The 12278-nt window shown below is 57.9% G+C and carries 7 protein-coding genes and 1 pseudogene; all 8 read right to left on the reverse strand.

Annotated features, from left to right (window positions below; all coding sequences use genetic code 11):
• Positions 1–115 precede the first annotated feature (115 nt).
• The 8 genes and pseudogenes from JO965_RS10330 to JO965_RS10360 all read right to left on the reverse strand — a co-directional run bounded on the left by JO965_RS10330 (position 116) and on the right by JO965_RS10360 (position 12255).
• Positions 116–1150: an NAD-dependent epimerase/dehydratase family protein gene (locus JO965_RS10330; RefSeq protein ID WP_203443541.1), complete on the reverse strand. Its 1035-nt coding sequence runs from the start codon at positions 1148–1150 to the stop codon at positions 116–118.
• Between the two features lie 306 nt (positions 1151–1456).
• Entirely contained in the window at positions 1457–3145 is a 1689-nt protein-coding gene (locus JO965_RS10335) for an AIPR family protein (protein WP_203443542.1), read from the reverse strand.
• Positions 3146–3585: 440 nt separating this feature from the next.
• On the reverse strand, positions 3586–4608 hold the full coding sequence (locus JO965_RS47795) for a hypothetical protein (protein ID WP_246776800.1): 1023 nt from the start codon (positions 4606–4608) through the stop codon (positions 3586–3588).
• A gap of 462 nt (positions 4609–5070) precedes the next feature.
• A pseudogene (locus tag JO965_RS49310) lies at positions 5071–5415 on the reverse strand (TniQ family protein); the annotation flags it as partial.
• A 17-nt stretch (positions 5416–5432) separates the two neighbouring features.
• A complete protein-coding gene (locus JO965_RS10345; RefSeq protein ID WP_246776801.1) occupies positions 5433–6551 on the reverse strand; it encodes an ATP-binding protein in 1119 nt (372 codons plus the stop codon).
• Positions 6552–6565: 14 nt separating this feature from the next.
• Entirely contained in the window at positions 6566–8755 is a 2190-nt protein-coding gene (locus JO965_RS10350) for a Mu transposase C-terminal domain-containing protein (protein ID WP_203443545.1), read from the reverse strand.
• A gap of 13 nt (positions 8756–8768) precedes the next feature.
• Positions 8769–9245 carry a hypothetical protein gene (locus tag JO965_RS10355; protein ID WP_203443546.1) on the reverse strand — a complete coding sequence of 159 codons (477 nt, stop codon included), beginning with the start codon at positions 9243–9245 and terminating at the stop codon, positions 8769–8771.
• 2185 nt (positions 9246–11430) lie between these two features.
• Positions 11431–12255: an IS5 family transposase gene (locus tag JO965_RS10360; RefSeq protein WP_203443547.1), complete on the reverse strand. Its 825-nt coding sequence runs from the start codon at positions 12253–12255 to the stop codon at positions 11431–11433.
• Positions 12256–12278 lie beyond the last annotated feature (23 nt).

Here is a 12278-nt window from a genome sequence, read left to right on the forward strand (position 1 = left end):
TGATGACAGTGTCATTCCCGGCCGGAGCGCAGCGGAGGGGAAGGGAATCCATAGCGCTGTCCAAGCGAGTGGATCCCCTTCCCACACTTCGTGTGCCGGGGATGACAGGAGAGTCTCAGGCGCGACCCGTGTCGGACGCCGCCAGCAGCGCCGCCTCTTTCTCCGGTGGCATGCCGGCTTTGAGGGGTGTGTCGCGGCGGGTTCTGTCCCAGGCGAGGATGTGCCGAAGGGTCTCGTCGAGCGGGCGGGGCTGAAAGCCATGCGCAAAAGCCTTTTCGACGTCGATCTCCAAAAAATGCCGGAAGGCTTCGTCCGCATGCGGCAGCCAGAGGGGAACCTCGGTCCAGGGCGCGAGGCCGGCCGCCAGCACCGCCTCGTCGGAGCGCCACACGAGGCGCGCATCCGAACCAGTGACGCGGCGGATGGCCTCCAACAAGTCGGCGAACGGGAAGGGGCGGCCCGTGAGGTTGAAGAGGCCGCCGAGATTCCGCTCCGCCGCCTCGACGATGAAGCGCGCGGCGTCGCGCACATCGATGAGCTGGATAGGGCGCCGCGGATCGCCGGGCGCCGGGATCGCGCCGCCCTGGTCCACCCGGCGCACCCAGGAAGTCAGGCGGTCGGTGTAATCGCCCGCGCCGACGAGAAGGCCCGAGCGGAGGATGAGCGCGCGCTCAGCGAGGCGCTCCAGCGCCACGAGCTCGCATTCGCGCTTCAGCGGTCCATAGGCCGTGGCGTAGGACGCGGCGGCGGAGCGCTGCTCCGGGGGCAGGGCGCGCGCCATCTCTAATTGCTCCGGCGTCGCGCGGGTCGTGGGCGAATTCTCCGAGACGCCCGGCACCTTGAAATCCGCATAGACATTGGCGCTCGTCACGAGCGCATAGCGGCCGATGGCCGGGGAGAGCGCATCGAGCAGCGAGGCCACCGCATCGGGCGCGAAGGCGCAGGTATCGACCACGAGGTCGAACGCGCGGCCCTCAAGCGCCGAGAGATCGCTGTGCCGATCGCCGATCAGAATCTCGATCCCGTCCGGCCCCGCATCCTTCGCCGTCTTCCCGCGGGTGAAGATCGCCACCCGATGGCCCCGCGCCAGCGCCTCGTGCGCGACCGCGCCGCCCAGAAAACCCGTTCCCCCCACGACAAGCACGTTCATCCGGCGCTCCCCTTGAAGCCGCGCCGGAGCCGCGAAACGCGATTCTCCGGCAAGATCATGCATGTGTGTTGCATGGTGGGCGGGGAGGCAAGGTAGGGTGTGATGGGCCGCTGCGTGAGGCCGGTGCGCTCCGCCGCACGGCGCGGCTTCGCGGCTGGGTTTGAGAGAAGCGTTTGTCCGGGATGCGCGAAGCGCTCCCGCGTCGTCACGATCACATCCCTCACGCCACCCTCGCCATCATCCCCGGACTTGGTCCGGGGATCTCGATGGGTTGAAGGGCCTTTTTGAGATCACCCTGAACACTGATTAAAGCCCAAGACTAAGTTGATGAGGCTGTGCAGGGGAGGGTCTGCCAAATCCGTCGATGATTTCAAGAAGCTCTTCCTTTGAAGATACTAGCCTGAAAAGGCGGTACGCCGACACGCGCGGATGATCGGCTACGTACTGTGCCACCACTGCAATCGCATCCGGTATCAGGTTGATTGCTTCGTCAACGGACCCGTATGGGATCGCTTTTCTGCGCATCAACTCGCCAATGACAAAGAGCAGATGCAAATGACCTTCGATGATCCATGTTTCTGCGAATGAGTTTCGGGAGATGGAACTCTGCCATGCAAGAGCTTGCTGCCGAATAGCCTGAATTTCTTCATGGATCTTAGATGCCGTTATAACCAACTCTGCTGTGATGACGTTGGGATCAAAGGCGAGACTGTAAAGATCGCCGAAAATATCATTCGAGTTGGTCTTGCTTTTGGTAGGCTCAGCGCAGATGAATGCCAAGATAAGCTGTCCAGCCCTGAGCGCGTCGATGATCTTCAGTCCGAATGGTCCTTTTTCGCCCCGCTTTCTGCGGTAGAAGTAACCATGATCGCTTATCGATGATGCTAGTCGGGTTTGAATGTGATCATTCGCACGCAAGTCCCGCCCAAAAATTCTACTCTGAGTATTACTAGCTAAGGCGACGCGCTCGATGAAATCGGTATCGCTCGTCTGAATGATCTTTATCGGTAGGGAACCTTCATTGAGGGCGATAAGCGTTTCAGCGCCAACATGGTGGACCACATGTGCTGTTTGTCCACCGTTCACTATCTGCGGGTTTACGAGAGTGAGTGGATGGCAACCATTCTCTACCGCGATAACCTGATCACATACTATAGTTAAGCCGTTATTTAGGAACCAAAAGTCGCTTGCATTGCCGCCAATCAATGTTGCTCTGATCTCTCTGTTCACATCGTTGTCATGTCCAAGAAAGTATCGGACATTCTGCTCGATCAAGCGCTCGTCAAATGATCCGTTCTCATCGCAGACAAAATCGTAAAGTTCTTTCAACGCCACTCTGGTGACGATTCCCTTACGGTTTGCCTCTACAACGGAGAAGGCATCACCTTTCACAGGGAGTATTCTCTTTCTGAATTTTGGGCGGGTTGCACGTACTGCTCCATGTGCTAACTCGTATAGCCCGTGCTCGAGTAGTTCAATTTTATGGCGAGCCAAGCTCGATACGAGCCTTGCACGTTCTGAGTCAGCTAATGGTAGCTGGTTGGAGAACAGGCGGACTTTAATAGGATAAGGATCGTCTGCAAATATCTCCCAAATCTCTCGAACTTTGGCGGCTAGAGCCCCGTTGACCGACTCAAGCAGTTCTTCCCGCCTGAATAGGAGATCGTCTACAAACGACACGATCTTGTCGATCTCATCGCCTGGAAAGCATCGGTGAGATTTCTTGAAATGAGCTACGGCTTTGCAGCTGCAAATATTGATCATCTGGTTTTCATGATCAATGTAGACAATGTCTACACCTCTATCCTGACCTCCATCAACAATGTGCAGCGCTGCGTCTTCCGGTGGGATATGGAAGACAGTTTCTACTACATACTGGACGAATGCTGGTCCTCGGTTTATTTCATCCGAGGAACGTGCCTTTATCCCTTTCTCGACTACACTGAAATCGAGAAGGGTTGGTTTAGTCGTAAGGACAGCTAATTTCGTGTTCAATGTCGTGGCCCCTTGGCCTTCGGCTCCGTCCACACTCCCCGCTGCGTTCGACTTCCTGATGTGTATGCGGTGGGAACAGCTTAGCCGGCATTCCACAGTCTAGCCGATGATCTCCTATGTAACGTAACATTCGCTAGGACGCATAATTCATAGGACTCGGCTGGGTTCAGGCTAAAGAAAAGCCCCGGAGGTCACTGACTGTAGAGGCCCCCAAAGGATGCCTCGCACATGTTCTGGAATGCCCAGAAAATAAGGATTCCAGAATCAGAAATGCCTCAGCGGCCGAGTGCTGTAAGCCATCGGAACGCCTCACTCGACGCAACAGCGCGCTTGACCGTAAGGCGCTCTTTGTCTCGACATGAAAAAAGCCCCGGCGATGCCGGGGCTCGCGCCGCAGTGAAAGCGGACATTTTGCAGGGATTGGATCTTCGGAAGGTCTCTTATAATCCTAAGTCAGCGATTACATTACGATCATAGAACGCGGCATGTACCTCGCCTGGCGGAAACACCGGATCGATTCTAGCGGATGCCAGCATTGTCTTGAGTTTCCGAAAGTGGATCCCGCTGTCAGTCGCCGCAACATGCAAGGACACGAACCTCGACATGAAATGCTCTAGATCACCGCAAGCGACGATCTGTCTGGGACAGCGGTTCACCGGATTGACCTCAATCCGTGATGGCAGGTGTCCGCGTTCGACGAGGGCTTTCACCACTTGCGTTTTGGTTCGAAGTCTCTGTTCGACCTCACGCAGCGAAAGGCTGCCGTTCGCCCGCCCCTGCACGTAGGGTTTCACTTCCTCTGGGTCGACGAGCACCGACAGGTATCCCGCAACGTCGGCTCGGCGCCGGATGCACGCCAGCTTCCGATCAAGGATCAGACGAACAATCTCCATCGCGGAGCAGCACGCGCGTTTGGCCGCAACAGGGATCGGCACGAGCGCGCCGTCGCTGATTCCCGCGTCGGTCGCCTTCTCCAGCAACCGCCCAAGAAACGCGTCGAGGTCACGCTTCGCGAAGGCGAAGTCCCTCAAGAGGCCAGTGCCGCCGCGGACAAATGGCTGAATGAAGCCGGCGTCGGCCAGCAACCGTTCATGGGGACGTGGGGCATTGAGGTACTCGCCTGCTTTCCTGAGGTTCATTGCCTCGGACACGCGCGCAAGAAAGTCCTGTGCCTCCAAGGCGTCGAACATGACGCGCTCATCAGATAGTGCCATAGACTGAGACTTGACGTGGCCTGCGGCGTGCAGGAGCTTACGCAGCCGCTTGGGATGCGCACCTATCTCCAGCGATGCCGAGCGGATGGAGTGAAGGCGGCGCACAGTGATCTCTTGGCCGAAAATATCCTCCCCAGGGCCAATGGGCATTGTCTCGATTACATGGTGTTGGATAATGTTGCGAAGGGGATGGTATGCGTCATCCTCCGACTCGTGTGCGAGCCACTCATATAGACGGCCGAACACCATTCGCGGCCCCCAGTCTCCCTTGGTCGATGCAAAGTGTTCCTGGAGGCTGGAGAGAAAGCTTCGGATTCCGACTTCGCCACCCGAAGCGATCCGAAAGCCTTCAGCCCCGGCGTGGTACCAGTCACTTTCTGTAAGCCGCTCTGACCGGAACCGGATGCCGTGAGCTGCTATGGCACCGATTACCTCGCAGCTTTTCGCAGCGGCGTAGAAGGGAAGCGACTGAAGGAAGGGAGCATCCTTGATCTTGAGACCTTCGCACCGGTCAAGGAGATGCCGTTCGAACGCTGAGGCACTCCGCCGCGGAGCTTCCTCGGCGAATTGCGCCATCCTGGGGATGGCATGCTGAATCAGGTTAGCGAAGTCATGCACGCGCTGGGGATGGTCGTCGTCCGCAATGGCAATGAGGCCGACGTCGTGCTGCGGGCAGGTACGAATTGAGTCGATCAGCCATACTGCTCGGCCGAATGGCCGTACGGCCAAGGGATCGCTCCGTTCGTCTAGATCCTTCAGAAGGCAATGAGGGCAAACGCGCAGCGCCTTACGGCTTAGACTGTCACGTACGAGCGCTTGGTTGCGGATCGAGTAGCGACGCTCCCCGACCCTCAGTACAGCCCCGGCCGCTAAGGAACCTGCATCGGCTCGGGTGCGATGGGCCAATGCCTCCAAGGCTTGGACGTCGCCATCCACAATGCCTTGGAAAGAAAGACTCATGTCGCGGCAGAAATTGCGAGCCGACCGTCCGAGAAGGAGGGCAGTGCGCGAACAATAGCTCTGAGGTGTCTCGCCGCGGCCTAGCTGGACGACCATTGAAGGGTGCAGTGGAGTCACGGGTTTCTCCTGTCGCGGGGATGGGAACTGCGGCCGGGTTTGTCCCCACGGTGCTTACTTGGCTGGGCGCAGTCCTCACCATTGTTTAGTTCGTCACGAACGAGGCCCTCACGAGGCTTGATGAGATCCCAATCGCCAACGGCCGTGAACACATTGCCCTCGGGCAGGCATCCAGTTCTGGCCGAATAGACCGCCGCGAAGTGCTCGACCTGGAGACTGTCCGCTCCACCCATGAGCGCTTCACGGATAGCGTCCTGTATGAATTCGATTACAATGCCGAACCGTCCGAGCGCTGCATGGAGAAGGCGTGCAATGACGGGGTCGCCAACAACATCAGTTATAGCCAGCTTGGCCTTCTCCTGTCCGTAGGAAGTAATCAACCGGCGGATAAGCGTCGCGTCCTTCTCCAAGGTTAGGTCCTCGAATACGACATGGCGGGACCGGCGCCAGACCTGCTCATCGTCCGCGAAGAATCGGCCAATCTCGGGTAGACCGGAGAGGATCAGCCATACTGGCCACAACTTGTTCTGCATAAGCCTCTTAAGGGTGTCCTGAACCTTGCCGATTTCGATGGGATTACGGGTCTGGAGGACATGCTGAAGCTCGTCAATGTGGAGGAAGCGAACCTGACGCAGCGCCAACTGGTGCTGCACCATGTCCCAAACGACGTTCTCCTCAAGCTTACGGGTCGTCTCGTAGCCCAGCGCCGCAAGCACTTCTTGACCGAGCAGTCGCAGTGTGCACGGCGACGGCGTGGACACCGAAACTAGGATGCAATTGGCATTCTGATCCCCGTATCCAGTGAACTCCTCCCTCTTGAGGAAGTGGCGCTCGAGCGTCCGGGTCTTGCCTGCTCCGGACTGCCCTGTGACCGAAAGTGCCCGTCCCTCGCGCAGCCGGCCTACTTGGCGGGACAGGCTAGCGTCAGTGGCCTCCTGAGCGAGTAGGAAGCTGTCGATCAGACCGTCCAATTCGGCCTCAAGAATTTTGTCACGTGGTGTAGTGATGTAGGCGGACAGCACACCCGCCATGATCGATCCATTGCCGGCACGCCGCTCCGACTGGAGCCGGCGCATTCGGCTGACGACATCCTCGTTGGCGTCATTATCAGGCACGTTGCCCTCCATGCTCAGTCCTCCATGCCATAGTCGTTTTCGCCGATCTGATCAGTGGGCGCGGGATCCTCGGGAGAGTTGCCTTCACTGCTAATCGTCCCGCCGATACCGGTGTCGGCGACCGAAGACGGTCCTGCGTCGTCCTCCATCGCGGTGTCGATGGATTCGAGGACTTCCGGGCCGCTCTCCACGCCACGGTCAAAGGCGAACGTTCGAAACACATTCCGGTCAAGGCGGTCGACATCGGCGGAGGTGATGATTGGGCAGGCGATGCCTGCGCGCTGCGTGGCGGATACGGAGAAGGCCTTGATATCCGCTAGCGCCTGAAAGACGACGTCCTCTGTGAGGCGCGCCATGTTAGCGTGATCCCGCCGGAGCGCCCGCTCCGTCGCTATCCAACGCTCAAGGGAGACACTCTCGAGCTCCGGCCGGACGCAGTCCACCGTCAGCCAACCGTTCTTGGTCCGGACTGACACGCGGCCGAGGTCACCCTCGTCGATGCGTACGAGCACCGGCTTTTGCTGCGCGACCCGACGCAGCCGTTGGAGTTCCTCAGATTGGTAGTGGAGGCCCAGCACCCGCACGCCCGTGTTAGTGATGCGACGCTCGACCGTGATGCCGAATATGTGGCGGCAGACGTCTGCGTCCGGCGGAGGAAGGACTGGGTGGAGGCGGGTGGTGCGGATCCAGCAGTTGCGCGGCGTCTCGCCACCCAGGCCCTCGTGGGGAGTGTTGTGGTAGACATCGACGATCCAGCGCACGATCACGCGCCCAAGTTCGTCCGCGTCGATGACGGCATTGGCCTCGGAGTCGTAATCGCCTTTCGCGACCACATTCTCGAAGCTGCGGCCGTGGAACAGAGCCACCAATTGCTCGTGGATTGTGCGGAAGAAGCGCTCGATGCGGGCACGGTTCTGCGGGGTTCCCGCCGGCGGGAAAAGCATCTCGCTGCCCATGTCCGTCACGCACGCCCGGGTCTCGAAGGCGGTGTATGCCTTGTCGTTGTCGGTCGCGTAGGTCTCGCCGGACCCGCACTGATCCCATGGGGTAACACAACCGGCAGCCTTGGCGAAGCGAGCCTTGTCCATCACGGCCATCGCGATCGTCGACACGGCAGCAGTGGACGTGTTGCTGTCGATGATGCGGGCCGCCAAGATGCAGCGGGTGTAGCAATCGATGGCGACGGAGAGCCACAGGCGCCGACGCTCTACTTCCGCCTTGACCTCTGGGGAGAGCTTGGCCCAGACCCCCGCGTCCTCAAGGATGACCTGGAGGGAGATGCGCCAGGCGTCCATCTCTACGCGCTCGAGCGGGCGGGATACGTCGAGGCCCCCACGGACGATGAAGAACTTCTTGCGTGCCGCTGCCTCGCCCTCCCGTCCCGCGTAGACCATGAAGGGATTAAGGCCAGCAATCACGCGCTCGAATGCTGAGCGGCTCGGCTTCTTCAGAAGACGCTCGCCTGTCTTTCTGCGCTCGAGATTCCTCGATTTCACTTCACTGACTAGATCGAGGTAGAGCGAGGCCTTTGTCGGCTTGAGAAGACTGGCATAGCGCTCGGCGATCTCACGCATGAGTATGCGCTCTTCAACATCCAGTCTGGGCGTGCGGTTGCCGCTCCGTCCGTAGCCATCACGAAGAGCCATTGCCTCAAAGCCGCAGGCCTCGTACTTACGTAGCCATTTCCTTAGCGCTGTCGGGCTTGGCGGACGCTTGATCGGAATATCTTTTTGGCCGCACCGGCCGTCTGAAAGCGTCCTTGCGATTTGCTCCATGAGGTATGCTTTTATGAAAACCTTCATAGATGCGTCGGACCGGCTGACCTTGTGCGCCTCCTCCTCGCGCAGGAAGGCATCGACCATGTCCTTGCGAGCGAGGAGCCGCTCTCTGCGCTTCGGGCTGAGTTCTGAAATCAGCCGTTCCGGGCCTTCTAGTCGAAAGGACGCCGCAGATGCGCGATAATATTCTCTAATAATATTTAAGCGGCCATCCCGCCGCAGCTCCTCGAACTCCTCGTGCGTAAATGATTCACAAAGGTCAGGGGTATCGAGGCGGCGGAGGACGTGGCCTAGATCGTCGCTCGATTTGGCAACAAGTTCTAGAACACCGTCGATCACGTACCGCGCGTGGGGTTCCAGACGATAGCGAGGGGTGAAGGGGATCGGGAGAGGCTTCGGAGACTCAGGAAGTTGTGATGCAGTCATGATGGCTTCCTCTTCAGTGCGTGCGGGCGAGCTTTCGGCCAAGGCGAACGGCGCTGTTGTGAGAGATGCGCCCGGGTCCGACGTGCTCGAGCACGCCATCACCAATTAGACTGGCAACGGCCATAAATCCGAGGCCATCATTGCGGGACGCTGCGAGCAGGTCGCAGACTCTAACCGAGCCAACTAGCGTGGACGCTATCCTTCTGACCTCCGCGATTGCGCTGTCGTTGCGCATGCGACGAGACTTCAGGATTAGGCGGGCGTTCGCTGCACGATTCCGGGTAATGTGATCTCCCGTGCGAACTTCGAAGCGATCAGCGAAGGCTCTCGGGCATTGGTCGCGGATCCGATCTACAGTTTCCGCAATACCGCTAGACTCTACTTTCGCTACAGGCTTCACGGCGATTGCCGTGCGGGTGCCGTTGTGGAGCTTCACCACGAAGTCGAAAGTGTGCCGTCGATTGGCCCCGTCGCTGTCGACGTAACTCATGGCCTCTGGCTGCTCATGTATATCCTCAACGCTAGGTTGGACGAGGAGTATGTAAGCCAGGTCGCGCTCCAAGGTGCTCTCATAGACAATTTCTCGGTTTGTTGTTGGATTGACGATGTATCCCCTGACTGATCCTGTCGATTTGAGCGCTGGCCTGCGGCTTGCCCTCGATGCGGAAGGTGGAATCCAGATTTCAGAGTGTGGGCGTTTAGCCATCACATCGTTTGCGGCTCGGGGAGTCTTATTACTCATGTTGATTCCTCAGATGCGCCGGCCCGTTCGCCACCGACTGGATGGCGTTTGGCAGGCGCGGTCCCCGCTTGGTCTGATCAAGGCGCACCTCGACCTACGCCGCTCAAGAAGCAGCGGCCAAACGGGCAATATGACTAGGGATTAAGGTGCGTCTGATACGAGATCGTAGTTGAGTCGCTCATCTAGTGACGCTGATGGATGATCTTTGGGGTGGCCCCTGCTAGCAAGTTCGATTGGTAATTGCTGGATGAGCAACTTGGGTGCAGCAAACACGCCTTGCATATAGATGTAGCACCAAAGCAATCGCGCAATTCATTGCACGCGGATGGCAAGTTGAAATGTCTACATGCAAGCACTTGCCACACTTTAAGTCGTGGAAACTTGATCAACCTCCTGTCGCAGGAGCGACTGGATGATACCGCAGTTTTTGTCTCGGAAAGCGCGAGAGGTTTTTTCGGCGTGGCGTCGGAGTCAAGAGGGAAGGGCGGGCAGGAATGCCCTGATGTTTGGGTTTCTCTGTTAGGCATGGTGGATCCTATCCGCCATAGACGAGAAGCTGCTTGACCCGCGTGTAAACACGGGGCAGAGTCTCATCACTCGGCGGTCATTGTTGGGTGGCTATGCCGACCTCGCTAGCGGGCTGGATCGGCGTGAATTTGGGAGCGCCTTGGTTGCAGCCAAGGCGTTTCTCTTTTGCGCATACTAGCGCTCATCCGGCTTCTGCTCGCTATCGTGTAGCGGCAATGTCGGTAAGTTTTACTTCATGAAACCTCCTTGCAGAGTTTGAAATCTCCGCTCCAACTGGCCTAGAGCACATAGGAAAGAGCTCTGCCCACGGCCTGTCTATATGTAATCTTGTGACATTTGGTTTGCCGGGAATTTTGGGAAATCTTTGCGCCCCGATGGCTTGACGCGTGTAAGCTTGGCGGGTAAGTGGCTAACGGGCTGCCGAGCAGAAAAGCCAGCAAAGTGCGAGCAACTTTGTTGCTATTGGCGACTGGATTAGCACCGATTTGAAGACAAGAATCTTGGTCTGCGCTCAGCGCATAGGTCCCATCACCTAGGCCAGGTCGTCCGAAATCCACCCATTTGCAATCGACTCCTGCTGCTTTTCAGAAATGAATCGGGTCTGTCGGAGGATGTCTTGTGCCGGAACGGGTCGGAGACGGCAGACGGTTCTTATCAGGGCCTGAAGTTGGATGAGTGGCGTCCGCGACAGCCGGCAATGCGGTATTGAGAACTAACTCGCAGAGCCGTTCCAGTCTGATTGGAGTGTGAATCGTCCGCTCCGCCGCTAGCAGTAGAGATTCGTTTTGAAAGCAATCTGTGTCATGAATCCATTGTATAGCGTCGATGGAAACAAGATGTCGGCGGCCATCAACGTCATGGATTAGTATAAACCTTCCGCATTTGTTAGGAAGCATGCAACTTTTCCTCATTCACTGGTTGCCGTTCGGTATGAACTGCATTCACGTTGGAATTATGAGGAGTGGCTGACAAAAGTAAACTGAATGAAAGGGGAACTTGAACATTGGATGGATGTTAGTAAATATAGATAGTTGAGAAGAGTTATAAATTGATGTAATCATATGTACATTTTAGCGCGAAATACAATATCGGTATGATGTGTGGCAAGTAAATATACACATTTACCATATTCGGACTTATTATAGGAAGTCGAAAAAATTATTTATTATAATTTGATATTATCCGTAAAATTGCCCATGGGATGGGGGTGGATTGGGCGTAAACTCTAAATTACATATTTTATTATACACATGAAATCTTTGGGCGTGCCGTACGCATGCCATGCTGATGCTTTCTGCTCAAGGTGCGTACTGTCAAAAGGTGCAAGAAGTTGCTTTGCCTGCTGCTACGCTGACGCCTCTAAACATGGGGCCTTAGAGGCTGACTCAAAAAGACATGTGGTCTTTCAGGTCCTTGCGAGCCGCCTGGTCAGCATCCGGATATGGGCGATGAAGACCCATGCCACCGCACTTTCAATAGAGGCTTCGAAGTCCTTGGCCAGGCGGCGGCAGCGTCCAAGCCAACCGAAGGTTCGCTCCACGACCCAGCGGCGCTTGAGGACCGCAAAGCCTTTGACCGCATCCGAGCGTTTGATGATCTCGATCGTCCAGTGCCCGAGAGCGGCGAGAGCGTCGCGCAACTTGTCTCCCGCGTAGCCGCCATCGGCAAAGACATGGCGCAGCCACGGATAGAGGGTGCGGACGGACGTCAGCACCTCTACGGCTCCGTCCCGGTCCTGGATCTCGGCGGGATGAACCCTTAACCCGACCAGATGGCCCTGCGTGTCGGTGATGATGTGGCGCTTGCGGCCCTTGATCTTCTTGCCGGCATCAAAGCCGCGCGGGCCGCCGGCTTCGGTGGTCTTCACGGACTGGCTGTCGATCACGCCGGCCGAGGGGCTCGCCTCGCGGCCGGCCCTCTCGCGCGAGGCGGCCACGAGAGCATGGTTGATCCGCTCAAAGGTGCCGTCGCGTGACCAGGCATAGAAGTATCCTTGCACGGTCGAATAGGGCGGAAACTCCTTTGGCAGCTGGCGCCATTGGCACCCGGTCGAGGCGAGATAGAGAATGGCATCGGCCACGGCCCGCAGGCAGGTCATACGCGGACGCCCGATCCGCCGGGCGGCGGGCATGAACGGCTCGACCAGCGCCCATTCGGCATCTGTGAGATTGCTTGCATAGCGCAGTCCATCCCGCCGATACTGTCGGCGAGTGGCCTCGGTCCAAACCATCGTGACCTCCATCGAATCTTTGC

The organism is Microvirga sp. VF16 (assembly GCF_016864375.1).
In the GTDB taxonomy this organism is placed as follows: domain Bacteria; phylum Pseudomonadota; class Alphaproteobacteria; order Rhizobiales; family Beijerinckiaceae; genus Microvirga.

Coding starts and splice junctions, on each gene's coding strand:
- JO965_RS10330 (WP_203443541.1), bottom strand. CDS start 1,150: ATGAACGTGCTTGTCGTGGGGGGAACGGGTTTTCTGGGCGGCGCGGTC.
- JO965_RS47795 (WP_246776800.1), bottom strand. CDS start 4,608: ATGGTGTTCGGCCGTCTATATGAGTGGCTCGCACACGAGTCGGAGGAT.
- JO965_RS10350 (WP_203443545.1), bottom strand. CDS start 8,755: ATGACTGCATCACAACTTCCTGAGTCTCCGAAGCCTCTCCCGATCCCC.
- JO965_RS10355 (WP_203443546.1), bottom strand. CDS start 9,245: ATGAGTTACGTCGACAGCGACGGGGCCAATCGACGGCACACTTTCGAC.
- JO965_RS10360 (WP_203443547.1), bottom strand. CDS start 12,255: ATGGTTTGGACCGAGGCCACTCGCCGACAGTATCGGCGGGATGGACTG.